The 24,064-nt window shown below is 53.0% G+C and carries 21 protein-coding genes; 12 read left to right on the top strand and 9 right to left on the bottom strand.

The genetic code is table 11. The features are described 5' to 3' along the window. Positions 1-45 precede the first annotated feature (45 nt). The gene (locus tag AABA21_RS23730) at positions 46-1,524 is read left to right on the top strand and encodes an MGH1-like glycoside hydrolase domain-containing protein (protein WP_338254130.1); all 1,479 of its coding nucleotides are present in this window, start codon (positions 46-48) and stop codon (positions 1,522-1,524) included. Positions 1,525-1,605: 81 nt separating this feature from the next. On the opposite strand, the gene galU is transcribed toward AABA21_RS23730, so the two are convergent. From galU to AABA21_RS23710, 4 genes are all read right to left on the bottom strand, one after another. Then, entirely contained in the window at positions 1,606-2,475 is an 870-nt protein-coding gene (galU, locus tag AABA21_RS23725; protein WP_338254129.1) for a UTP--glucose-1-phosphate uridylyltransferase GalU, read from the bottom strand. Positions 2,476-3,023: 548 nt separating this feature from the next. Further along, positions 3,024-3,527, bottom strand: a complete 504-nt coding sequence (locus tag AABA21_RS23720) for a DUF1440 domain-containing protein (protein WP_338254128.1) — start codon at positions 3,525-3,527, stop codon at positions 3,024-3,026. 180 nt (positions 3,528-3,707) lie between these two features. Continuing rightward, positions 3,708-4,295, bottom strand: a complete 588-nt coding sequence (locus AABA21_RS23715) for a VIT1/CCC1 transporter family protein (RefSeq protein WP_338254127.1) — start codon at positions 4,293-4,295, stop codon at positions 3,708-3,710. A gap of 99 nt (positions 4,296-4,394) precedes the next feature. After that, positions 4,395-4,799 (bottom strand): Fur family transcriptional regulator, encoded by a 405-nt coding sequence (locus tag AABA21_RS23710; RefSeq protein ID WP_338254125.1) that lies wholly within the window; start codon positions 4,797-4,799, stop codon positions 4,395-4,397. A gap of 499 nt (positions 4,800-5,298) precedes the next feature. Here AABA21_RS23710 and AABA21_RS23705 point away from each other — a divergent pair, with 499 nt between their 5' ends. Both AABA21_RS23705 and AABA21_RS23700 read left to right on the top strand, forming a co-directional pair. Next, positions 5,299-5,676 (top strand): hypothetical protein, encoded by a 378-nt coding sequence (locus AABA21_RS23705; protein WP_338254124.1) that lies wholly within the window; start codon positions 5,299-5,301, stop codon positions 5,674-5,676. 143 nt (positions 5,677-5,819) lie between these two features. Further along, the gene (locus AABA21_RS23700; protein WP_338254123.1) at positions 5,820-6,290 is read left to right on the top strand and encodes a hypothetical protein; all 471 of its coding nucleotides are present in this window, start codon (positions 5,820-5,822) and stop codon (positions 6,288-6,290) included. 83 nt (positions 6,291-6,373) lie between these two features. Here AABA21_RS23700 and AABA21_RS23695 read toward each other — a convergent pair whose 3' ends face one another. Continuing rightward, on the bottom strand, positions 6,374-6,823 hold the full coding sequence (locus AABA21_RS23695; protein ID WP_338254122.1) for a hypothetical protein: 450 nt from the start codon (positions 6,821-6,823) through the stop codon (positions 6,374-6,376). Positions 6,824-7,373: 550 nt separating this feature from the next. Here AABA21_RS23695 and AABA21_RS23690 point away from each other — a divergent pair. The 4 genes from AABA21_RS23690 to AABA21_RS23675 all read left to right on the top strand — a co-directional run bounded on the left by AABA21_RS23690 (position 7,374) and on the right by AABA21_RS23675 (position 12,331). Continuing rightward, positions 7,374-9,596, top strand: coding sequence for a hypothetical protein (locus AABA21_RS23690; protein ID WP_338254121.1), 2,223 nt, complete (start codon positions 7,374-7,376; stop codon positions 9,594-9,596). Between the two features lie 349 nt (positions 9,597-9,945). Next, positions 9,946-10,437, top strand: a complete 492-nt coding sequence (locus AABA21_RS23685; protein WP_338254120.1) for a class F sortase — start codon at positions 9,946-9,948, stop codon at positions 10,435-10,437. A 146-nt stretch (positions 10,438-10,583) separates the two neighbouring features. Then, a complete protein-coding gene (locus AABA21_RS23680; RefSeq protein WP_338254119.1) occupies positions 10,584-11,405 on the top strand; it encodes a class F sortase in 822 nt (273 codons plus the stop codon). A 188-nt stretch (positions 11,406-11,593) separates the two neighbouring features. Beyond that, positions 11,594-12,331 (top strand): response regulator transcription factor, encoded by a 738-nt coding sequence (locus tag AABA21_RS23675; RefSeq protein ID WP_338254118.1) that lies wholly within the window; start codon positions 11,594-11,596, stop codon positions 12,329-12,331. A 217-nt stretch (positions 12,332-12,548) separates the two neighbouring features. Here the strand turns inward: AABA21_RS23675 and AABA21_RS23670 are convergent, their stop codons facing one another. The 3 genes from AABA21_RS23670 to AABA21_RS23660 all read right to left on the bottom strand — a co-directional run bounded on the left by AABA21_RS23670 (position 12,549) and on the right by AABA21_RS23660 (position 17,115). Beyond that, the gene (locus AABA21_RS23670; RefSeq protein WP_338254117.1) at positions 12,549-13,445 is read right to left on the bottom strand and encodes a DUF4118 domain-containing protein; all 897 of its coding nucleotides are present in this window, start codon (positions 13,443-13,445) and stop codon (positions 12,549-12,551) included. Between the two features lie 143 nt (positions 13,446-13,588). Next, positions 13,589-14,962 (bottom strand): ATP-binding protein, encoded by a 1,374-nt coding sequence (locus tag AABA21_RS23665; protein ID WP_338254116.1) that lies wholly within the window; start codon positions 14,960-14,962, stop codon positions 13,589-13,591. Between the two features lie 1,475 nt (positions 14,963-16,437). Then, on the bottom strand, positions 16,438-17,115 hold the full coding sequence (locus tag AABA21_RS23660; RefSeq protein ID WP_338254115.1) for a transaldolase family protein: 678 nt from the start codon (positions 17,113-17,115) through the stop codon (positions 16,438-16,440). Positions 17,116-17,119: 4 nt separating this feature from the next. Here AABA21_RS23660 and AABA21_RS23655 point away from each other — a divergent pair, with 4 nt between their 5' ends. The 4 genes from AABA21_RS23655 (at position 17,120) to AABA21_RS23640 (ending at position 21,809) form a co-directional block, all read left to right on the top strand. Next, the gene (locus AABA21_RS23655; protein ID WP_338254114.1) at positions 17,120-18,133 is read left to right on the top strand and encodes a methyltransferase; all 1,014 of its coding nucleotides are present in this window, start codon (positions 17,120-17,122) and stop codon (positions 18,131-18,133) included. Between the two features lie 119 nt (positions 18,134-18,252). After that, a complete protein-coding gene (locus tag AABA21_RS23650; protein ID WP_338254113.1) occupies positions 18,253-19,176 on the top strand; it encodes a DMT family transporter in 924 nt (307 codons plus the stop codon). A gap of 29 nt (positions 19,177-19,205) precedes the next feature. Continuing rightward, complete coding sequence (locus AABA21_RS23645; RefSeq protein ID WP_338254112.1) at positions 19,206-20,144, top strand: alpha/beta fold hydrolase; 939 nt, start codon at positions 19,206-19,208, stop codon at positions 20,142-20,144. A 51-nt stretch (positions 20,145-20,195) separates the two neighbouring features. Beyond that, positions 20,196-21,809: an amidohydrolase gene (locus AABA21_RS23640; RefSeq protein WP_338254111.1), complete on the top strand. Its 1,614-nt coding sequence runs from the start codon at positions 20,196-20,198 to the stop codon at positions 21,807-21,809. A 97-nt stretch (positions 21,810-21,906) separates the two neighbouring features. Here AABA21_RS23640 and AABA21_RS23635 read toward each other — a convergent pair whose 3' ends face one another. Continuing rightward, the gene (locus AABA21_RS23635) at positions 21,907-22,593 is read right to left on the bottom strand and encodes a hypothetical protein (protein WP_338254110.1); all 687 of its coding nucleotides are present in this window, start codon (positions 22,591-22,593) and stop codon (positions 21,907-21,909) included. Between the two features lie 638 nt (positions 22,594-23,231). On the opposite strand from AABA21_RS23635, the gene AABA21_RS23630 reads away from it, so the two are divergent. Beyond that, complete coding sequence (locus AABA21_RS23630; RefSeq protein ID WP_338254109.1) at positions 23,232-24,005, top strand: sulfite exporter TauE/SafE family protein; 774 nt, start codon at positions 23,232-23,234, stop codon at positions 24,003-24,005. Positions 24,006-24,064 lie beyond the last annotated feature (59 nt).

Genomic DNA, 24,064 nt, shown 5'->3' with positions numbered 1-24,064 from the left:
TGTTTGCGTAACTATAGATGACTGGAAAGTTGATACGATTCTCGTATGACAGATGTAGTTCGTGATTCGCGGGCCGTCCAGTGGCCCGCGACCAGCTTCCGTTCGGGGGATCGCGCTCTGGATAGCGCATTCCGCATCGCCGTCGGTGATATCGCTGGTAATATCGTACCGTTCAAAGATGGCTTATTGGAGCAGCCAGAGCTATCTCTACTGGCCGGCCTTGATTACAATACCCCCTGGACACGTGACACCGCGATCAACACCTGGAATGGAGCTGGTCTGCTCTTTCCCCTGGTGACCTATAATACGTTGCTATCGGTCCTCAAACGTGAAGGGGATGAAGTGCAGATCGGCGGCCAGTACTGGGACGCCATCTCCTGGACGCTAGGGGCATGGCATCAGTATCTATGGACCGGAGATAAAGAGTTTCTGGCCCTGGCCTTTGAGGCGGTGAGCAATTCGCTGGCGTACTTTGAGTCCAGCGAATTTGATCCCCGCTACAATCTTTTTCGCGGACCGGCCTGCTACGGGGATGGCATAGCGGCCTATGACGACTTCTATGCGCGTACGCGGGGATCGAGCGGCATCCTTGCCTGGGTCAAGAACAATCCCGACCAGGCATCCACGCCGGGCTTCGGCATCCCGATGCACGCGCTCTCAACCAACTGCCTCTACTACGCGGCCTATCGCCTCTTAAGTCCGATGGCCGGTGAGCTGCAGCGTCCCGTTGATCCTGCCTGGGAGCAGAAGGCGGCATCCCTGAAGGAGGCCATCCAGATCCATTTCTGGAACGCGGAAAGCGGCAGCTATCGCTACTATGTTGATGAGTTTGAGAAGTGCGAGCACCAGGAGGGGATGGGGCATGCCTTTGTGCTTCTGTTCGGAATCGCCGATCCTGAACAGGCGGCCTCCGTCCTCAATCAGCAATACCTGACGGAGCATGGCATACCCTGTGTCTGGCCGCAGTTTGAGCGCTACAGGGATGCGGAAGGTATGCGTTTTGGGCGCCACTGTGGCGTGGTCTGGCCGCATATCCAGGCCTTCTGGGCCCAGGCGGCGGCCGAGCAGGGTCGCCTTGATCTGTTCGAGCATGAATTGCGCAATGTGGCTGGCAAAGCCTGTCGCGATAGCCAGTTCGCCGAAATCTATCATCCCATCACCGGCGCCATTTATGGTGGGGTGCAGGAGGGACCGCGCGGTAAGGTCATCGGCGAGCAGATCAGCGAATGGAGATCGTGTTCGCGTCAGACGTGGAGCGCCAGCGGCTACCTGCGCATGATCTTCATGGGTCTGCTGGGCATGCGCTTCAGCGTCGAGGGGGTTAGCTTTCAGCCCTTGCTCCCCAGCGGCCTTGATGGGGTCGAGCTTCACGATCTGCCATACCGCTCAATGCTGCTGGACATTCAGATTCAGGGAACGGGCACTACCATCCAGGAATTTCTGCTCAATGGAGAGCCGATGTCCTCTCCCAGCGTACTCGCTACCGCTACCGGCCGTCAGCAGATTACCATCCGCCTGTCCTGATGTTTCTCTTGTTAAGGAGTTGGTACGACACAGCGAGGAGGTGCATTCGCACCTCCTCGCTGTGTCGTACCAACTCCTTAATTATTGTTCTTTTAATGTTTGTTGCATATAGTCGCGCAGGGCGGGGGAGATGTCTGGATTGCGCAGGGCCCAGGCGATCGAGGTCGTCAGGAGGCCCAGTGGCGTGCCCATATCGTAGCGGTTGCCCGTGTAGTTCAGGCCGTAGCAGCGACCGGCGCGCGCCTGCTCAAGCAGGGCGTCTGTCAACTGGATCTCGCCGCCGCGACCGGGTTTGGTCTGTTCGAGGATGGCGAAGATATCCGGCGTCAGCACGTAGCGTCCCGCCACCGCCAGGTCGGAAGGCGCATCTTCAATTGAAGGCTTCTCCACCAGATCTTTGACCTGGTAGGTATGCTTCTCTTTTTCCTCCACCGAGGCAATGCCATAAGAAGGGATCAGCTCGCGGGGCGACGAGAAGAGGGAGAGCACCGTTGCCTGATACTTTTCGTAGATCTCTATCAGGCGTGGCAGGCAGGGGGTCTCGGGCGCGAAGATCTCATCGCCCAGCATCACCACGAATGGCTCATCGCCAACCGCCTCTTTCGCGCACAGCACCGCGTGTCCCAGACCCAGCGGCTCCGCCTGGCGTACCGACACATATTTAGCCATCTCCTGAATGTGGCGCACAGCGGCCAGCTCTTTCTCTTTGCCTTTGCGCTCCAGGGCCAGCTCCAGCTCTGGAAAGCTATCGAAGTGATCTTCTATGGCACGCTTACTGCGGCTCGTCACAAAAATAATCTCCTCGATACCAGCCTCCACCGCCTCTTCCACGATATATTGCACGGTCGGCTTATCGACGATCGGTAAAAGCTCTTTGGGAACAACCTTGGTAGCGGGGAGTACTCGTGTGCCCAGACCGGCCACTGGCAGTACCGCTTTACGAATGCGCATCTGTCCTCCTTATTATCATAAGCACAGGCAATCAAACTGAACACCTGTTGTCTATAACATTCATGATCTATACCGTAATGTATTGTATTTTATTGCACTGCTGAGGTCAATCTGAACAAGTGGCAGTCATAGAAAAAAACAGCACACTACCAACCATATGTCTGGCTGCTAACAGACAGACATATGGTTGTCGAGGTGGTTATATTATCTCTTTCTTCTTCGCCATCAGGAGGGTACCACGCGGGGCCCTCGCTATATAAAAAGAAGACGGAGGTGTGTCACACGTTCCATCTTCCCTTTAGCTTCATTACCGGCGGCGCAGTAAAGAAATAATAATGATAATAACCACAATGATGATGAGGTAAGGCAACTCAATACTGAGGTAAAGGGTATTGTTCGCCACGTTCAGGTTCATAGCAAATGCACTCTTTCCTTTAAAATTTGTAGTATTGGCCTATCAATTACTCTTCCTCTATTATAGTACGTCTTCCACGGTTAAGGAGTTTTACATTATGTAAAATAATTGTAGGCTTGAAAAGCTGGAAAAGCTAATTTTCTCCCACCAACTGGCGTAGAAGCTGATCGGCCAGCACGCCAGTAACTCCGCCCCAGATAAGATGAGCTATAATCATAAGAATATTACGTTGTCCTGGCTCGTTAGTTCCAGCAGCCGCGAAATTTGCCGCAGGTAGCCAACCCATATAGCTTCCCGCCCAGACGCCCAGGCCAAAGAGGGCTCCTTTGAGCACGGGAGGGAGAGTCCACTTGCGGGTAAAGGTCATATAGAGAGATCCCATGCTAGCACCATAGCCCAGGTGAGCCATCAGCGTGCCTCCCAGCAGTTGTGGTTTATCTACCGAGACATTGGCCCGTTCGGTTATCTCTGCCGTAATTTTCTCGGGTGGTAAAGCATCCTTTTGCCAGCGTGGAAGGACTTTATGCATAGCCAGCATGAAAAGAGTCATAGGAATGGTTGCTGCCCCGCCAGCCGCCGCCCCGATCAATGACGGAATGGTAAACTTTGGTGCTGGTACTGTGAGTTCGCGTGCCATCTAATTGGTACCTCCTCTATCAGTATAAGGTATTATTATGTGTAACACGCAGCCCATACTACTAGCAGTTTCGATTGAATACTTTTGACTGAATACGATAGAACAATAAAAAAACGGGGATGTAAGCTCATCCCCATTCCTATGCTATCATATATTGGCTTTTTTGACATCTTCTAGCGCTCAGGCATTACCAAAGATCATAGCCGCGATAAAGACCAGAACGCCGCTACCCACCACCTGGATGATCGATTTGAGCCATTGTGTCCTGAAGTAACGATGGCGAATGGCGGCGATCAGCACCAGTTCAACGGCCACTACCACGTAGGCCAGTGTCAGAGCCAGGTGGATATCGCTCACCAGGAAAGGCAGGGTGTGGAGCGCGCCACCAAAGAAGGTCATGATACCGGTAATGCTACCACGCACCACCGGACTCCCACGGCCGGTTAGCGTACCATCGTCCGACAGCCCCTCTGAAAAGGCCATGCTGATGCCCGCACCGGTCGCCGAGGCCATACCAACCAGGAAGGCGGTAAAAGGATTATGCGTCGCGAAAGCAGTAGCGAAGATAGGTGCGAGCGTCGATACTGAGCCGTCCATCAATCCCGCCAGGCCAGGCTGCACTACACGCAGCAAGAAATCGTGTGAGGTATCGTCATTATTGCGCAGGGCGCTAAAGATAGCATCAATCTCCTGACGAACTGTGACCTTCTCGGACTGTTGCTCTATCTGGACTTCCGGTCGCTCTGCGTTCTGTTTCTCTTGCACCATTAAACAGTCTCCTTATATTGCTGACTGCGCTACTTACTTTGTCATCTATCTGAACGGATGTACCTTCTTATACACGAATAATGTTGAATGAACGCGGACCTATTGGGCCGCCTTCTGTTTTTTACTACACGTAGGACAGAGCCCATAGAGACGTAACTCGTGTGAGCTCAACTCGATGCCGGTCGCCCTGGCTGCCTGCTCCAACATTTCCTGTGTCAGAGGAATATCTATCGGCACATCCAGCAACGCTCCACACTCGGTGCAGATCGCATGGTCGTGCCGTGACACATGACCATCATAGCGGCAGGTATCATCGCTATGCCTGAGCTCCTTAATGTAGTCCTGCTCAACCAGATGATGGAGGATACGATACACGCTCGCCAGCCCGATCTGCGGCCGAACTTGCTTGACGGCATCATACACCTCCGAGGCCGTAGGATGATCATGGGCCGCACGCACCATCTCTAGCACCGCCTGGGCATTGGCGTTCAGCTTCTCTCTCATATACAGACCCCCATCTCTATTAGGCCCCCCTAAATTAGGTTACCCTAATAATGATAATCATTCTCACTTTTTGTGGTACCGGAACTATATCATCTCACCTGGGCTATGTCAAGGAGCAGAGAGGCTTGTTGAAAAATACGGTGTGCTTCATTTTAATGTGGATTTTGAAGAACTATTATAATATATGCTTTTATCGATATAAAAGGTAAATATTGATAATTAACATCTTAGATTGACTAAATATTATAATAACATTATAATATTCAAATGCTTGAAGTTGAATTAGTCATATCAGTTGAATGGAAAGGATTCCATGAGAATTATTCAATTGGGAAGTGTAAAGTTGTTGTACTTGTGCCTTTGTTGCGTATTGTTAGTTTTTGTACATACAACGGTTGCTCAAGCAGCAGCGCGGCATGGGATAGCACAAACACCCACAACAAATTGCGCTGTCCTCCAAGTCCAGTTACATGGTTCTCAGCCAGCGACGAGTATCTGTGTGAGCAGAGTAAAAACGGCAGCAAAGACTGGTTTAGTACAACCACATACCTATATAACAGGTTGTTCTACTTCCGCATTTGAACTGTACGACTCCCCTGGTTGGGGCGGAAATACGATTTGTTTCATTGGTAGCGGTTTTGTTAATTTGACTGATTATTGTGCGCATTGGTTTGGTAATGCCTATTGTACGAACAGTTGGAATGATAATGCTGCCAGCTTTTGGTCAGGTTGCTCTACAGGAACCATGTATAGCGATATAAATGGTGGAGGTGGAAGTCAACGTTTTGATATTTATGAAAAGGGCAATTTTTCATATGGAAATATACAAAATTATTCTCTTTCTTCACTGAAGTTAGATAGCAACTGTACAAATTAGCAATTCCTTCCAATAGCTTCTTTCTCATAACTTTATGAGGAGGAAGCTGCTGCTAATTAAATGCAATATTGCCCATAAAGATTAAATCCTGCCAGGATACTTTCCTTGGCAATAGTTATTGACAAAGCAGGAAAGGTACTTTTATGCATTCTCAAGAACAGCGTTTTAAATACGATGCTCACCGTGAAAAATTAGTTGTTACCCAACCTCCACGGGGTGATTTTTTTAAGAAACTTCTTGTTTTATTCGCTGTTATCGCTTTGTCAATTGTTATTGAAATATTTTTGAGCCAGATGATGTATGGATGGTATCGCGAAGATGTAGGGATAATGGGGATCTTCCTAATATTTGTATCTTTTAGCTTATTTGATTTATTTGTGGCGTGGATAATTTTTGCGAGAAATGTGTCTTGGAAAGCAAAATTCAGATTGCTATTGGCTGCTATCAGCATCTTATTAATTGTTCTACACTCTTTTATATCCTGGGCAGCCTATACGTCATTCAGAGTTTTTCTCATTGTACCTCTTACTTTACTTTTTTTAAATCTTATCACCAATCTAATACTCAATCGATTTAAGAAGAAGAGTTCAAGGGATTACCCGGTGGATCTATGACAATCCGAGATAAGGAAATGGATACTGCTACATAGGAACCTGTTATCAGATAATGAATCTGGTGTTATGGTTCCTTTTTGTACTTAATGCAATAAGGCAATGATGGTGTAGATGATGCCCAGGATGACGATGAAGCCGTGCAGCCAGACCCAGATTAAATAGAGACGTACGCCTCTCAGGAAAGGGAAGTCTTTTTGCTGTTCCTGGCGCGTGAGGTCTAGCAGGGCCTGTAACCTGGTGTCGGGATAGAGTTCTTCCAGGCGCTGGCGGATCTTGAATTTGAGCCGCACGTGGCGTCGGAAGCGCTCATAGAGCTTGATGCTGGCCAGCATGCCAAAGGCTCCAATTGCGATCAGCATCAGGGTGAGTGGGAGGGCGCTCTTCGTCAGACCCGTCTGGGTTAGTCCTCCCTGGATGGCCGAGGCCACAACTATCACCAATCCTGTGATGTTCGCCCGCTGATCCTCTGATTGCTTGGCTTGCGCGAACTCCTGCTCCGCCACGCTGATCAAGATATCCGTGGTCTCTGACATATCATCTCCTCTTATAATTATTACTTCATCTATATAAACGCATGAATCTCCTCTCTACCAAGCAATCCCTTCTCTTTTAATGTGAGGTAGGAGGATCCAGTGGTTGTACCCCGTATAACCACTGGATCCCCCTATTTCACATTTTTTGTTATTTCAGGCTCAAATTCTTTTTTTGGAGGCCGTCTGTATACTTGATTTGAACCTAGCATGATGGGTAGCTGCTTTATAGGTATAGATGGCAGTGTAATAGGGTATATGTGAATTCGTGCTAGTCATCACTTTCTTTGGTAAATTAGTATAGTGGAAGAAGGGTTTCTTAGTGATGCATCAACCTCATCGTGTTAGAAAGACTCTAACACCAATCTCGTTAATTCGAGCTGTCCTTCTTTGCTTACTACTTTTAGGTAGTCAGCTTTCTATAGGCGCTGGCTTGCTGGCTGGCGTCAAAGCTGCTGGTTATTCTCATGGTAGAGGCATCGTCCATTCCTTAAACATGCCTCATCTGAGGACAACACAGCCTCAAATTATAAAGAAGCAAGGCTCGGCAGCTATGGGTCCCGACCTGGGCGTGAGTATCTCACAGAGCTCGTCGGTATCGAAGATTGGTCAGCCCGTAACATTTACAGCCAGCATTGTGAACCTGGCAAAGGCGAGTAGCGCCCTTGCTGCTCCGACGGCATTGATTACTTTGCCAGCTGGCTTCGTCAACGCTTCGGCGGCATCCGCCGGTGGTTGGTCATTTGTGTCCAGTGGTCCGGTCATTTCGGCAATCTATACGGGCGCATTACCGATCCTCCCCGGACATGTGTTGCCGAGTATCTCGGTTACCGCCACTCCTGGCGCTATTCATACTGGCAATCTGGCCAGACTGCAGGCGGCCAGCGTTGTGGTGTCCGAGGTTGGAGATACCAACCTGTCGAATAACGCGGCCAGCGTTCAGGCAGCGGTTTCGAACATGCGGGACGACACCCCAACTGCGGTGTCGACACCTGGGGCAGCGCCTACTTCAGCTGCAGCTGGTTCCCCGGTGACCGACAGTACTCCTGTACAGGTAGATCAGGCCTCTTCAACACCAACGGCGGCTCCCGTGGCTACAGGTATCGACTTTGCGCTTAGCAAAGTGGCCAACGGTAGTAGCTTCTCAGTTGGCGATACGATAACGTACACCTTGACGGTGTCTTCTGTTGGCACAAGTGATGTGGCAACTGGGACGCCCATCGAGGTCGATGATACGGTTCCGGTAGGCCTGACCGGTGTAACCGCGAGTGGTGGTCCTGACTGGAGCATTTCATCGAGCTCAACGGCATGTCCGTGCTCGATCACTGCTCTGTATAGCGGTACCTATCCGGTTGCAGCCAGTACAGTTCTGCCGCCTATTACAATTACGGGTACAGTGGCAGCGACCGCTGCTAGCCCATATACCAATCCCGCGAGCCTTATTGTTCCTGGTGATACCGATACCAGCAACAATTCTGCTATCTCCAGCGTCTCGATTGTGCCAGCTGTTGGATCGCCGACGGCGACGAGCACGGAGACACCGGTAGCAGGTTCGCCGACGGCGACGAGCACGGAGACACCGGTAGCAGGTTCGCCGACGGCGACGAGCACGGAGACACCGGTAGCAGGTTCGCCAACCGTGACGAGCACGGAGACACCAGTAGCAGGTTCGCCGGCGGCCCCAGGCACGGTGACCGCATCGCCAACGCCAGTCTCGCCCGCACTAGATATCACCCAGTCTCACCTGGGCACTTCAGATACCTTTTCAAGTGGCGATCCGCTCAGCTTTGTGGTCAACGTCAGTAACAACGCTGCCGCGGGTCCCGAGACCCTGCCGATCACGCTGTTCGATCTGATTCCCGTTGGTTTGACCAATATAACAGCTAATGGTCCCCAGTGGCAGGTAAGTGTGTCAAATACTACCAGCCCGGTGGCGATTCTGGCTACGTATACAGGCGCATATCCGGTTGCTCCGGGCACCGTATTGTCACCACTGACGATCAGCGGTACGCTAACCAGCGCTGTTGGCCCGGCATTTACCAACACGGTACTTGCCAGCTCACCTGATTATCAGAATCCCGCCCACAGCGCCAGCTATGTCACTGTTACCGTTACACCTGCCCCAGGTACCCCAGGAGTAACAGGTGCTCCAGGTGCTCCAATTGCTTCAGGTGCTCCAGTTGAACCAGCTGGACCAACTGGGCCAACTGGACCAACCGAGAATGGCCCGAATCTGCAAATCGTGAAGAGCAGCCTGGGTGGCGATCACTTCCGCGTAGGTGATAATGTAACCTTCTTTGTCGCCGTCTCGAATGTGTCTGACTCCGTGAGTGTAGATGATCCATCTACCATTTCGGTTGAAGATGTTATCCCGATCGGCCTCAATAACATTCACGTAGAAGGCAAGAATTGGCACTTTAAGGTGAGTGACCATGACAGTCCTTCGGTGATCGATGCTAACTTTACGGGCAGCGCTCCACTCATGCCTGGCCAGACCTTGCCGGTGATTACGATCACGGGCCGCCTGACCAGTGACGCTGTTCCAACACTGACCGATACCGCGACTGTAGACGTTGAAAACGATTCCAACACCGACAACAATACAGTAATGTATACGATCTTTGTGAAGAAACAGCATCATCACCATCAGAATAATAACCACAATAACCACAATAACCACTTCAACAGCCATAGCGCTTTCGGAGCCGCTGGTGCTGCTGGATATCCTGGCATGCCTCTGACAGGATCTGATCCAGATCCTCGCTTGAGACGCTAGGATTGAAGTGATATTCGCGTTGTTGAGGGATAGATATGGGAAGGTCGGGGAAACGATGGGCGCGAGCGTATTGGCTCTACTGACCTCCTCTATCATCCCGGCTGTCAATAGGATCTGTTTATCATCATCACTCCTGGCTTGCCGGGGTGATGATGTATCGTGCTATGAGGTGTGTTCTGGTGCATGCTCTTGGAAAGGAGTTGTAAACGATGCATACAAGGCAGCGTGTCTGGTTTTTTGTGGCTATCCTCTTTGTTCTGCTGAGTATTGCTTTGGGGGGTGGGTCTGGAGTAGTATCCTTTCCTCGCAGAAAACGGCAAGTCAGCAGCAGACGATAAAGATGCCCGCTATGAAGCCTGCGACGCCTGATTTGAGTACTGGTGTTAATGTTTCGTCGGGGGGGCGTTTGATTATCCCGGCTATCAAGGTGAATGCTCCAATTGAGACCGTTGGTAAGACGTCTGAAGGGTATATGGATGTGCCAACGCGCAACCAGTGGACCGGCGTGGGCTGGTATAAGGAGGGTCCACTTCCCGGTCAGAAGGGGACCGCGGTAATTGATGGGCATCTGGATCGTACGGGTGGGGCACCGGCTGTGTTCTGGGATCTGAAGAAGTTGCATCCCGGCGATATCGTCACCGTGCAGGCAAAAAATGGTGATAAGGCGCGCTTTAAGGTTACTCAGGTCTCCAACTATAAGCCCACGCAGGCTCCGATCAAGCTTATATTCGGTCGCCAGGATGGTACGTTTTTGAACCTGATTACCTGCGCTGGCGTATGGGTACCCGCAGAGAACCAGACCTCTGAGCGCCTGGTTGTGTATACACAGCGCATCGCGTAGGTCGCGCTGTACGAAATCGTTGGTGTTGACTTTTCAGATTGATCTCTATATGGCTGGCATCTCTGGCTATGCCTGGTCTATATATACCCTTGAAGGGTATAACCTGCTAGATGGTCAGGATGCCATTCGAGAGGAGAGAATATTCCATGCAACGGCTTTTCAAGGCTTTTCGATCATCCAATACTACGCCATATACGAAGACGAATATACTATTTGCCCTGGTCTTACTATTGCTGGTAGGCGGAGTGATTTCAGGCTGGGGGCTGTGCCAGGTCTGCTCTCTTTCGACGCTGGAGTATCGCATCACCCATCCAAATATCGTGTTTACGCCGGATGGTGCCCATTCTACACACCGCAAGGTCGATAATAGTGGCGATCAGATCTCTACCAACTTTGATCATGAGACCGCCCGGCTCTTAATCCAGACGGGCAATAACAATAAGTCTTCCCTCGATGCTAGCGCCAATATGGCGCTCCCCACTCCCACCCCGACCCTTGATCCGATTTTATCGCCACCACATCCGGATACCGGCGCGCATCTACAGATTCCCGCCATTAAGGTCGATGCGCCGATTGAGGCCGTCGGCCTGAATATGAACAACCATGTCGATGTGCCCGCGCTCCATGGGTCCGGTGGCGTAGGCTGGTTCATGAATGGTCCTCGACCGGGGGATATGGGGAGCGCGGTCATCGATGGCTATGCCAGCCAGCCGGATGGTACGCCGGGCGCGTTTAGTAAGCTGACCAGCCTGCATAAGGGGGATACCATCCTGGTTGTCAATCAGACCGGTGTTGTGCAGCACTTTATCGTGACGCTGGTGCGTAGCTATGCGCCCGATCAGACGCCCGCGTCCGCTATCTTCGGCGATGGTAGCGGCACCTACCTCAATCTGGTGACCTGCGATAACAACTGGATACCTGCGTTTCCGCAGTCCCCACAGATTGTGGTGCACGCGATCCTGCAATAACCCTGTCCCACAATGGGGTGGCCGTCATTTCTTATCACCTTTTGTGGAACGTGCGCGCCCGGGAGCCGGTCGCTTCGCGACAAATCCGGGGCAAGCCCGACGCCTACTGGGACTGGATTTGTCTTTTTGTTTGGTGTACACTTTGACAGGAGTATTTAAGGTAGAGTCTTATATTAGAGGATCAAACTATGGCCAGCATACTCGTTGTGGAAGACGAGATCGATATATGTAACCTTATTCGCAAAGAGCTGGAATCTCAGGGGTACCAGGTTTACCAGGCTTTTGATGGGGAGGCCGCTCTGCGCCTGGTTGAGCAGCTGCCGTTAAACCTGGTTATTCTGGACTGGATGCTCCCAAAGCTCGATGGCCTGACCGTCTGCCGTACGATTCGGCAGAAGCACCTGCTCCCGATTATTATGCTTACTGCCCGTACCGATGAGGTCGATCGTATTCTCGGTCTGGAGGTGGGCGCTGATGACTATATTAGCAAGCCATTCAGCGTACGTGAGCTGACGGCGCGGGTGCGTGCCATGTTGAGGCGCATCGATCTGGACGCGCAAACCCCTGTGCTCGCGCATAATTTCTCCGCATCTTCGCAGCCGGATACAGTGGCCCGGTCCTCGTCCGCTACACCGCCCCCTATTGTTCGTGGCCCCCTCTATATCTCTCTGGCGGAGCACACCGTCACCCTGGAGAAGCGGCCGCTAGATCTTACCCCCAGGGAATATGATCTCCTGGTATTGCTGAGCAAGAACCCTGGGCGCGCCTTTAGCCGCGAGTTCCTGCTGCAGGAATTATGGGGCTATGATTATGATGGCTTCGACCGTACTGTTGATACCCATATCACCCGCCTGCGCAAAAAACTGGGGCCCCTCGGCGAAAAGATCGTGACGGTCTGGGGCGTGGGTTATCGCTTCGTCGTGTAAACGCCTGCCGCTTTGCTCCTGTGGAGCTCAGCGTAGTAGAATGCGTCTCCCCCTCATTGTACAGGGGTACATGAGCGCCCCCACACGCGCGGCCGCACTGATTTATTTGAGCTGGTGCATGGGTGCGCATTCGCGCACCCATGCACCAGCTCAAATAAACTACTAAGCACCGCAGGTGCGAAAGCCCAGGCAGACTACAGGCGGCCGCCTGCGATATTTATGACGCTAGCTTTTCGCGTAAGAATGAGCGTTCGATCAGCGAGGAGATCTGGTCGAGATAAGTGCGGAAAAATTCGGCCGGTGGGTAGGCGTTGCGCAGGGCGCTGTTCACGCCTTCCTCATTTTCTAGCCATGGGACCCCATTGAGTACGCGCAGATAGAGGACACAGAAGACGTGAGAGCCGGACTTCAAGGGGATGTAATGAACCTGTGAATGCGGCACTTTTACATCTTTGATGGTGGTATGTGTTCCACTGCGATAGACCTGGGTCGCGTGCCCCATCTCCTCAGACGTTGGTTGAAACTCATCGACGCGAATAGGGGCATCAGCGCGCACGCTGAGCTTTCCTACCTGGTCTGGCATCAGCAGGACACACTCGGTTATCCCCAGAGAGGAGAAGACGCGCAACGTTGATAACACGATAATATCGAGCTGCTCATCAAGGTTATTGGTGTTATTGCAGACGCGCATCAACTCGTATAGGATGCGTAGCTCGTGCGCGTTCTTTCTGGCCTCTTCGGCGCTTTGCCTGACCGCGCCAGCCAGCCAGCCGGTGACGATGGCTGTAAACAGGAATACAAACAGGGCTACCCACTGGACTGGATCCGCTATGGTCAGTGTGTAGAGCGGGGGAACCAGGAAGTAGTCAAACGAGAGAAAGGCTGTGATGGCGGCAACAATGGCTGCATAGCGGCTGCGCCAGATGGCCAGCGCCATAATCCAGATCAAATGGATGATGACGATGTCAGAGATATGCGGGTAGAGATGAGAAAAGTAGATCAGGCCGGTAACGATGAGCGAACCAGCCATGGCGATCAATACATCATATACATAATACTGCCACTTGTTTTTGTGGCCCGTTTCCATCTGCGGAATGCGCTCGATTTTCTGCATGCGCTCACCCCCTCTGGTATAGCTGATCCTCTGTTGTCTTTGTATATCCTCCTCTAAGATACAACTAAAGGTGTCAAGGCTGTCTCAAAATTTGCCGCCCCGACCTCAAAAATATCTCAAAAAGCCAGGGAACCTGATAAATTCTAAAACCTGTTTGTGGTTTTGTGAACGACCTTGAGATGAAGGTGGAAGGTGCTGCCAACATTGGGGGTACTTTCCACCGAGATGGTGCCACCCATGGCCAGGACGAAATCCTGAACGATAGCCAGGCCGAGACCAAAGCCGCCGGAACTGCGTGTCCTGGAGTTGTCGGTACGGTAGAAGCGCTCAAAGATGTGGGGGAGATCTTGCGCCGCGATGCCGATACCGGTATCGGAGACGCTCAGGGTAAGGTACTGCGCCTCGGTCTGCTGCAGGGAGATCGCGACGATGCCGCCGTCGGGTGTGTAGGTGACGGCGTTGCGCACCAGGTTGAGCATGACCTGGACCAGGCGCTGACGATCCGCGTAGATGGCCGGTAATTGGGGTGGCACCTGGCGTACCAGGCTGATCTGGCGTTCGCGCCGAGCCAGGGGCATCATTACCTGGTATACCTCCTCTATCACCTCCCTGGCATCGACGATACCGATCTGAAGACGTAGCTCCTGACTATCATTACGTGCCAGCGACAACAGATCCTCCACCAGCGTGCCCAGGCGCAGGGTCTCCCGGTGCGCGATCTGCAGATAATCGCGCAGCATGGTAGGCTGTAGCGTCTGCTCCTCGCTACTCAGGAGCAAGGATTCCAGGTGGCCGCGAATGCTGGCTACAGGCGTGCGCAGATCATGCGAGACATTCATGATCAGTTCGCGCCTGCTCTGCTCGGCCTGCTCCGCTTTTAGCCGCTCGCGCTCGGCCATGGCCGTGGCTTCCGCCAGGCGCAGGGCGTTTTGATTCATGCCCAGCATAGCCTGAGCAAACTGGCCCCAGAGCGCGGCCAGAAAGTTCACAATGATCAAAGGGAAGGTGGTGCCGCCCCCAAGCGTCAGTATGGTCTTGATATAGTAACCGGCGGACCTCCCTTTTCGCGGACTACGGGAGGCCACAACCATATAGAGATACACAAAGGGAGCGGCCAGCAGTCCCAGCACGCCTGCGACTATGCTGAGGGGTAGGCAGAGGCTGAGGCAGACTATGGTCAGGCTGAATGCGGCAATGCCAAAGGGAAATTTGAGAAAGAGATAGAATAGGCTCTTCCAGGTTACGGTCCGTCTGAGATGGATCAGGGCGCGCTGTATCCTGCCAGCGTCGGCCGGAAAAGGAGCGGCCATCGGCGCGATCTCCACGCCCAGCCAATTCATGGTCAGGTGCCGCTCAAATGCGGCGATCTTCCAGAGCAGAGCCATAATAAAGATCAGCAGCGGAATACCAATCAGAAACAGATTGAGTGCGGTGAAGGCAATGCAGATGGCGAGCAGGACAAAATAGGCGATGCCCAGTGGAAACGATAGCAGCAGATAGCCGACATTGATCCCCATCTGCGATCGGCGCCTCTTTTGAGGCGGCTGTAATTGTTGCGGCATATGATACATAGAATACATTCTGACCTTGTAACGAGAAGCAGGAGACCGCACCGGAATACCACCACCTCTTCCCCTACCCTCTGATACCAACATTTATCACCAACTAGCATAGACCGAAATTGTTACAATTGTATGTCAGAGCAGAGTGCAGTTTATGTTTTTGCAAAGATAAATATAAATGCAACAAAAAAATGGACATGCGCATGTAGGTGTCGGGGCAAGCTCCAATACTTTCAACTCTAGCGCAGGCAAAAAGAAACGCGACCACAGTACGTGCGGGGCTTGCCCCCGCTTCTTTCCTCGCCGCTCGAAAAAGCAATAGGAATGATGCGATGCGTCGCATGCAACCGTCCTTGATCGCTTTGAAGGTGCTTTTCTTCTTGGGAAGCAAGCGGGGGCAAGCCCCGCACGTACTGTATTTCTTTCTATTCCTGCATTTTCTTAAGTTAAAGGTATTGGGGCAAGCCCGACACCTACGTGTCCGTTTCTTTTTTCTTGTCACGGTTTCTTTTCGCAACAAAATGCATAACACCCTCAAAAGGTTTTTTAAGACAGCGTGCGAATGCAGCCATCTGTTGTGTCGCACACTGTCTTAAAAAACCTTCTGAGCGCCGTAGGCGCGTAGAGTCAGGGGCCGAAGGCACAAATCTCCCCTTTAGAACACACAAAAAAAGGCGGAGGGCGCGCACGCCCCTCCACCCCAAAAATCCTACCGCTTTCCCTTCCTATACAATCGTGGAAGGGAGAGATATATAGAAGCCTGAAGCTGTATAAATACAGCTGTCAGGCTTTCTCACTCCTCCCCTCCCCGCGTCGCTCACTGTTCTCCCCCCTCACGAAAGACATATGCGGGACCCTCATCAACCACAACCACCACCCATGGCGCACACCACTGACCTCCCATACCACATGTCCCACTGTGCGTCCTCCCGATATGTGTTCATGGCAACCAGATAAAAAATCGGTTCATCCCCTCTATCCGACACGTTCTTGTCCACATCCACTACCACATAGCCACCCACAAGAACGTTGCTCTTGATCTTCACCCTGATACCATGCCAGCCCTGCTCTCAATCACCGCTACCACCGCCACACCAGCAAGGCTGCAGGTATTTTCCCCTTCCACATCCCTGTTCCGTCCTTGCCCACATCCACTTCCATCGACACCACCTGCAAGAACGTTGAGCTCCATCCCTTACCACGTCCCATTCTTGCCCGCATCCTCACATCACCCCACCTGCGCAAGAATGGCGAACCACGCTCCCCCCATCCCTTCCATCACTTCATCCACCAGGGGTCGCGTTTCTCTATCCGCTTACAGAAGATAATATACCATGTGTGCATGACTATGACATGAATTGACGTTCATTTATGCTGAATAAATGTTCATACTACGAGAAAAGTTGGACAAGAATTATATTACAGATTATTCATCTTCTTTGTATCCTGTTTAAATTCTTTGCATCCTGTTCAAAACGCGCGATTGCCTCATCACTTTCGGGGTCGTTGGCCATCTCCAGTAAGATGGCCGGAGGGATCGTCAGGTCGTGCGCGCCACTGACGAGGGCTTCGGCGGCTTCGGCCGCGGATTTGATGCTGGCGGCCAGAATGCGGGTGCCAGGGGTCTGGCCGGAGATGACCCGGGCCATGTTCGCGATGCGCTCACAGGGATCTACCCCGCTGCGCCGTAAACGGTTATAGTAGGGGATAATATATTTTGCGCCTACCTGTGAGGCGACATAGGCCTGAAAGACCGTGGTGACGGCCGTGAACGCGATATAATGTCCTTCGGCGTACAGGCGCTGCCCTACGCGCACTCCCGCCCTGTTCATCGGGATCTTGGGAATAACCCTCTCGGGGTCGGCATCAATATATGAGTGGGCTTCTCGATAGGCTTCCTCTTCGTTGGCCATGGAGGGCTGCATGAAAATAGTACCGATGGTGCGCTGCAAGAGCTGTTGCACCAGCTCGTTGGCGTTGAAACGCTGACCGTGTTGCTGGTAGGCGTTCAAAAGCAATGTCGGATTCGTGGTTACTCCGGCAACGGGTAATGTCTGTGCTACCGCTGTGATATCATCCAGGTAAGCACTATCAATATAGAGGGCCATAGTGATGCTCCAATCTCGATTATTATCTGATTTCGTACAATTTAACACAACAGATCAAGTGCTGATGCTCAATTCGGCTGCCGATCCTTTCGTGATCCAGGCGCGGCCACGTCTGACGACGGGACATCTGTGCCTGGCGGAAGATAATATCGCGACCCTGGGAGCGCTCAAGATAGATGCGTCCGGTTCTTCTGTGCGCGCTATGCCGTTTCATGATTATATCTTACATCATTCGCCAGAGACGGTAGATGTGGCGGCGATGAATCTGCTGTATCAGCCGGGCAATGTCTGGATGTTTTATGGGCTGAGCGTCGCCGCCTTTGCGCTCAAGGTTGGCGGCAAGCTCTATGTCGCGGGCGCCAAGGATCGGGGTATCCTGACGATGGCGAAGCGCATGCAAGAGCTGTTTGGGAATGTGGAGACGTTGACAATCTCCAAGGGGCAGCGCGTGCTCTGCTCGATCAAGCGGCAGGGCTTCAGCGTTGAGCAGCTGCCGGTGACGACGTTGCGTATCTTCGCGGATAGCAAATTGGATGAGGGTACGCAATTGCTGCTCTCGGCTCTGGAGGTACAACCGACCGATCGTGCGCTGGATATCGGTTGTGGCGCCGGCTTTATTGGTTTGCATATAGCACGTTTAGCCCCTCAAGGAAAGGTGACGATGGTGGACGCCAGCCTGGCGGCGGTGGCGGCCAGCGAGCAGGCCGTGAGCCTGGCGGGCCTGACCAACGTGCGTGTGCTTCCCAGCGACGGCGCCCAGGCGGTGCTGGACCAGCGCTTTGACCTGGTCGCCACCAACCCTCCTTTTCACCAGGGAGGGGTACAGACGCTGGAGATCGCCGAGCGTTTTATTCGCCAGTCCGCCCGCATTCTGGTGCCCAACGGCCGCTTCTACCTGGTCGCTAACCGCTTCCTGAAATATGAGCCCACGCTGCAGGCCTGTTTCCAGCAGGTGCGCGAGGTTGGCGGCAACAATCGCTACAAGGTGCTCTACGCGACCGGGCCGCGTCCTCATTAAGGATGCTGGAAAAGGGCTACATAAAATGTTAAAAATAGTGTAGTGCGGTACAATGTGACGGACGGGCCTGTTCCGACCGTAGCGTACTGATAACTCGATACCTTGTAAGGAGCATCGTTTTGCCTATCTCCTCGCGCCTCCCATCCTCTTCGTCGTCTCGTCATACCCTGCCCTGGCTGATTTTGATCGGGGCGAATATCTTATGGGCTACCAGTTATGTGGCGGCCAAGTATGCCCTGGCGGCGATGCCATTGCCTCTGATGCTCGCCCTGAGAATGTGTCTATCTGGAATCGTGCTGCTGCCCTTTCTGATCGCCAGGTGGGATTCACTTCATTTAACCTGGCGCGACCTCCCGCAGCTGGCATTGCTGTCGTTGATCGGCTTTGTGGTGAATAAGATGCTGGAGTTTGGCGGCCTGTCGTTAACCACTGCCTCGGACGTGGCCCTGCTGATTACAGGTGAGTCGATTTTTACCTCGGCCCTCTCCTGGATTGTGTTGCGGGAACATGTCAGTCGACGAGCACTGGGCGCACTGGGATTGGGATTTTTCGGCGTGTACCTGATTGTTGAGCGTAGCCTGCTGCCCAATCTGCCCGCCAATGGTGGTATCTGGCGTATCGTAGGAGATTTGCTGGTCGTGTCGGCACTATTGGTTGAGGCCCTGTATACTGTTCGTGGTAAGGCATTACTGACCAGGCATTCGCCCCTGCTGATTACGACGGCTTCAATTGTGGGTAGTATGATTTTCTGGCTACCGGTGGCGGGTTGGGAATTCTTTTCAACCGGCTGGCGCATGCCCGATATGGCCGGCTGGTTCAGCGTGCTCTGGCTGGCTATTCCATGCACCTGTCTGGCATACCTGGCCTGGTTTCAAGGTCTGACGAAAGTCAAAGCCTCCGCGGCGGCTTCGACGCTTTTTATTCAACCACTATTAGGGCCCTTGCTGGGCGTGCTACTGTTGCATGAAGAACTTACCCCTTACACCATCTTTGGCGGTATACTCATTATCGTCAGCGTCTACTTGATTTCTAAGCAGGAATAAGAAGATATACTGAGAAAGAGGTACGTTTTATGTTGGAACCTCGCAGCTCGTTTGTTGATGCGGGCGATGTGCGTCTTCACTATCTGGAATGGGACCCGGTATTGCACAATGCATCAGCTGGCGAGGCTTCGTCAGCGGCATATGAAGATGCCAGCGATGATATTCCTGTTGTGCTGCTGCACGGTCTGGCTGCGACGGCGGATACCTGGCGTCTGACCGCTGAATATCTCTATCAGCGCCACCCATTGCTGGCATTTGATCTGCGTGGGCATGGTTTGAGTACCCAGCCGGAGACGGGCTACGACCTGACTACGATCGCCGAGGATATCATTAGTGGGATGGCCACGTTGGGTCTGGGACAGGTGGCCGTGGTGGGACATGGCTGGGGGGCGCGCGTAGCCCTGGTGTTGGCTGCCCGTCATCCCGCCCTGGTCAGTCACCTGGTGCTGGTTGATTGTCCACACGTGGAGCCCCGCCACTGGCCGGGCATGACACGTGAGCGCTTCATTCGCGAGAAGGCCACGTCCGAACTGTACGCGTCGCGCGCGGCCTACCTGCAGGCATTGCGAACAGAGATGCCGTTTACCTGGACGCCAGAGATTGAGCGGATCGTCCAGACCTATATTATTGAATTGCCTGATGGCACCGTACAGGAGCGTCTGCGTGCCAGCCAGCAGTGCGCTATTCGCGAGTCGCTGTGGGAGGACCGCGCTCTGTCGTACTATAGTAAATTAAGCTGTCCGGTCCTGCTGGTGCCGGCCGCCAGCCAACCTGTTCCCGGAGAGGAGCCACCTGAACGGCTTGAGCATGCCGATGAGTTCGCGGCCGCCAAGGGACAGATGGCGGCCCAGGTGGCGCGCGCTATCCAGCATTGCTCCGTCCTGTGGATGCCCGAAACCGCGCATGATATCCAGCTGCAGCGCCCGCAGGTTCTTGGCGAAGCGATCCTCAACTTTCTGGAGGAATAAGTGGATGTAAGCTGAGATCAGCTCAGCATTTATGAGAAAGCGAGATGCTTGATGAGCAAGGTGCTCTATTTGAATGGCAACATCTATACGATGGATGTGCAAGTACCATATGCGCAGGCGATGGCGATAGATGGGGGGAGCGGGCGCATTTTGGCGGTGGGGACGAATGATGAGGTGAGGCGCGAGGGCGGCCAGAATGCGGAACTGGTGGATCTGCGCGGGCGCACAGTGGTGCCGGGTTTTATTGATGCGCACATTCACCTGCTGGCGACCGCTTATCGGTCGCAGCGCATCGATGCCTCGGCCTGCACCAGCGAGGAGGAGGTGGCTGAACTGGTGCGGTCACGAGCCGCCACAACTCCGGCCGGGCAGTGGATCCAGGGGAGCCACTGGGATCGCAATGCGTGGCCGAATACTAATTTTCCGACGCGCGCCTCGCTGGATGCCGCCGCCCCTGATCATCCAGTGGCCCTCTCCAGTAAAGATGGGCACCTGCTGTGGGTGAATTCGCGCGCGCTGGAACTGGCGCACATTAACGCCGAGACGCCCGAGCCCGAGACTGGTGCCATTCTGCGCGATGGCAGCGGCGAGCCCACCGGCGTTCTGCAGGAGGCCGATGCCACGCGCCTGGTGTTTGATGTGATCACGCCACCCGATCCCACGTTGAGCCGCCAGCTGATGGAGCTGTCCCTGGCCCAGCTGCAGCGTAGCGGCATCACGACCATCCATGACATCGAAGATGAGCTCTCCCTGAACATCTTCAGTCAGCTGCGTGATGAAGGCAAGCTGGGTGTGCGCGTGCAGATGATTATGCCGCGCCAGCTGCTGCACAAAATGCCCGAACTGGCGATCTCCAATGGCGAGAACGATCTGCTGCGCGTCGCCGGCATCAAGATCTTCGCCGATGGAACCCTGGGTTCGCAGACCGCCGCCATGCTGCATAGCTTTGAGGGGAGTCCAGGCAACCGTGGCATCCTGGCCATCCCTGAGCAAGAGATGATGGATACCGTGCGAGTGGCGACCGAGATGGACCTGATGGTGGCTATCCACGCCATCGGCGACCGGGCGGCGCGTGTGGCCCTCAATTCCATTGAGCAGGCGCAGAAATCGCTCGTAATGAAGGGCGACGCGAGCACTCCCGTCAAGCGGTTGCGCTATCGCCTGGAGCATGTTCAGCTGATCGCGCCCGAGGACCTGGAGCGGATGCGGCGCCTGGGCGTTATTGCCTCGATCCAGCCGTTTCACGCGGTGGCGGACCGGGATATCGCGGAACGCTACTGGGGAAAGCGCTACCGCCGCGCCTATGCCTATCGTACCATGCATAATATGGGGATACCGCTGGCGATGGGTTCGGATTCACCGGTGGAAACGTTTGATCCCCTCAACATTATCTACGCGGCCACTATTCGCCGCGATCCCGCCACCAGGCGTCCACCCTGGCTGCCAGATCAGGCGCTGTCAGTGGTGAGCGCGCTGGGTGGCTATACACTGGGCGCGGCATACGCGGGCGCCGAGGAGCGACAAAAAGGCTCGCTGACCGTGGGGAAGCTGGGAGATGCCGTTGTGCTGCGCGACGATATTCTGCGTGTGGAGCAGACCCATATTTCAGAAAATGGCGTGCAGGCTACCATCCTTGGCGGCCAGCTGGTGTACGGTTCGTTGTAGCCGTACCGCGAACAAAACAAAACAGAAGAGAGCGGGGATTATCCCCGCTCTCTTCTGTTTTGTTTATCTATAATATATATCTATATAATATGGCTTGCTAGCTGGCGGGCGTTGGTGCTGGATTGGTGGCCAGGAAACCGATAAACTTGTGTGCGTCATACACATAGGTGCCCGTATTGGCGGTGGCCGTTGGGGTTACTGTCGCGAACGGATCTGGCGTCGTTGTGGCGACTGGCGTGGTGCCGGCACTAGCCGTGCCCGTGCCATCCCAGGCTCGCTGATACGTAAGGTTTTCCCAGAAGACTTTTTTTGCCGTTGTACTGGTTAACATGCAGCTGCCGACGTTTTCATTCGGGTTGACCTGACCGTATTTATCGGCAATAGGCGCGTTAAATATGACCGCCAATGAATTCAATTGTTTAATGCCCGCATTCCAGATGGCGCGCTGGATGGTAAAGCAGTCATGCTTCACCTGGTCGCGTCCCACAGTGACATCGCTAATCTTATAGAGCTTTTCAGTAATTTGCGCGTTGCCTTGCGTATATTTAACATCGATATTTCCAGATATATTGGCAAAAGCATTGCTGTTTTGCGCCAGCTGGCGTATCTGCTCAGCAGGGGAAGCTCCTGAAGCAGGTGTCCCGGTTGCCAGTGTTGAATTGCCAGGCCCTTGAGCTACCGCGAGCGATGAAATATTGTCAGGAATAATAATGGCAACCGTAACCAGCGCACCAAGCAGAAATATACCGACAAGCAATAAGACATATTTGACTGATTGCGACAAAAAAAAGTCCTTTCTAAGCCTATGTGACCTACTTACTCTTATCCCCTACATACTTTAGTAACTTTTATAACCATGTATCTATATTTTTAAATTGCCAAATCACGCAATAGTATTTATGATACAACTCCTACATTTTACGCTATTCTGTAGTTTGATATTATCTATTGCTAGCTTAATCCGCAATATATCATGACTATTTTCTTACTCTGCCTTTTGTGTACGTGAGCGCCCCCGCACAGGCGGCCGCAAACGCGGCCGCCTGTGGGTTATGGTGGTGTCACAGGGGCGCATTCGCGCCCCTGTGACACCATAAATCAGATAAGCAGGTCCCTGTGCCACCACCACGAATCAGATAACCAGATCCCTGCGACGCTCAAATGTTTTATGGGCAGGTGCAATACTCGATTGTTTTTAATAGGTGGAGCAATGAAGTGAGCAGGTGCTTGCGCACCTGCTCACTTCATTGCTCCACCTATTAAAAACACAGGGCGGCCGCGTCAGCGGCCGCCCGAGCAAGACCGCTACCTTTCCTTTTCAAGCGAAAAGGAAAGGTTTACTGTCCTTTATATCGTTGTATAATGATATACTTGTCAATATTATGAACTTTGTTGTTAGCCACGGGGTATAAAGGTGTCTGTATGTCTTTACCAACTATCTTGTTGTTGTTTCTGGTAGCGATTGTGGGTGGAACGCTCAATGCTGTGGCGGGTGGCGGTAGCTTCTTTACTTTTCCGGCTTTGATTTTTGCGAACGTGCAGTCGGTGGTGGCGAATGCGACCAGTACGGTGGCGCTCTGGCCGGGTTCGGTGGCCAGCGCGGGTGCTTATCGCAATGAGCTAAAAATGATTGATCGCAGGCTGTTGATCGTACTGGTGGTGACCAGTTTGATTGGTGGAGTATTGGGCGCGTTCCTGCTCTTGCTTACGCCACCCTCTATTTTTACAACGCTGATCCCTTATTTATTGTTGATCGCTACGCTGCTGTTCACCTTCAGCGGCCCGGTTACCAAACGTTTACGGTTGCGGCGTATTGAAAAGACAACCCTTTCGGTCAGACAACTGGTTGGTATGTCTGTTGCGCAGCTGGTGATCGCCGTTTATGGGGGCTACTTTGGCGGCGGCATCGGCATTTTGATGCTGGCAACGCTGGCCTTGATGGGTCTGGAAAATATCCATGTGATGAATGGCCTCAAGACCGTGCTGGCATCCTGTATCAATGGCGTGGCCGTGATCACTTTTATTGTGGCGGGAGCTATCTATTGGCCCGCGGCGATCGTAATGGTAGTGGGAGCAATCATTGGTGGCTATGGTGGCGCCTACTTCGCGCGTAAGATTGATCAGAGATGGATTCGCTACTTTGTGATTGCAGTAGGATTCGTGATGACATTGTATTTCTTTATCAAAACCCATTAAGCCCTGAAACGTGTTATGTATGATGTCTGTGTTAGGATGGCTAACCGATGATTTCATTC

Source organism: Dictyobacter halimunensis (genome assembly GCF_036245075.1).
This window is presented reverse-complemented; position numbering and strand designations above follow the sequence as displayed.

Coding starts and splice junctions, on each gene's coding strand:
- AABA21_RS23630 (WP_338254109.1), top strand. CDS start 23,232: ATGTCTTTACCAACTATCTTGTTGTTGTTTCTGGTAGCGATTGTGGGT.
- AABA21_RS23685 (WP_338254120.1), top strand. CDS start 9,946: ATGAAGCCTGCGACGCCTGATTTGAGTACTGGTGTTAATGTTTCGTCG.
- AABA21_RS23680 (WP_338254119.1), top strand. CDS start 10,584: ATGCAACGGCTTTTCAAGGCTTTTCGATCATCCAATACTACGCCATAT.
- AABA21_RS23665 (WP_338254116.1), bottom strand. CDS start 14,962: ATGGGGATCAATGTCGGCTATCTGCTGCTATCGTTTCCACTGGGCATC.
- AABA21_RS23730 (WP_338254130.1), top strand. CDS start 46: ATGACAGATGTAGTTCGTGATTCGCGGGCCGTCCAGTGGCCCGCGACC.
- galU (WP_338254129.1), bottom strand. CDS start 2,475: ATGCGCATTCGTAAAGCGGTACTGCCAGTGGCCGGTCTGGGCACACGA.
- AABA21_RS23640 (WP_338254111.1), top strand. CDS start 20,196: ATGAGCAAGGTGCTCTATTTGAATGGCAACATCTATACGATGGATGTG.
- AABA21_RS23715 (WP_338254127.1), bottom strand. CDS start 4,295: ATGGTGCAAGAGAAACAGAACGCAGAGCGACCGGAAGTCCAGATAGAG.
- AABA21_RS23655 (WP_338254114.1), top strand. CDS start 17,120: ATGCTCCAATCTCGATTATTATCTGATTTCGTACAATTTAACACAACA.
- AABA21_RS23700 (WP_338254123.1), top strand. CDS start 5,820: ATGCATTCTCAAGAACAGCGTTTTAAATACGATGCTCACCGTGAAAAA.
- AABA21_RS23710 (WP_338254125.1), bottom strand. CDS start 4,799: ATGAGAGAGAAGCTGAACGCCAATGCCCAGGCGGTGCTAGAGATGGTG.
- AABA21_RS23670 (WP_338254117.1), bottom strand. CDS start 13,445: ATGCAGAAAATCGAGCGCATTCCGCAGATGGAAACGGGCCACAAAAAC.
- AABA21_RS23645 (WP_338254112.1), top strand. CDS start 19,206: ATGTTGGAACCTCGCAGCTCGTTTGTTGATGCGGGCGATGTGCGTCTT.
- AABA21_RS23720 (WP_338254128.1), bottom strand. CDS start 3,527: ATGGCACGCGAACTCACAGTACCAGCACCAAAGTTTACCATTCCGTCA.
- AABA21_RS23675 (WP_338254118.1), top strand. CDS start 11,594: ATGGCCAGCATACTCGTTGTGGAAGACGAGATCGATATATGTAACCTT.
- AABA21_RS23660 (WP_338254115.1), bottom strand. CDS start 17,115: ATGGCCCTCTATATTGATAGTGCTTACCTGGATGATATCACAGCGGTA.
- AABA21_RS23695 (WP_338254122.1), bottom strand. CDS start 6,823: ATGTCAGAGACCACGGATATCTTGATCAGCGTGGCGGAGCAGGAGTTC.
- AABA21_RS23690 (WP_338254121.1), top strand. CDS start 7,374: ATGGGTCCCGACCTGGGCGTGAGTATCTCACAGAGCTCGTCGGTATCG.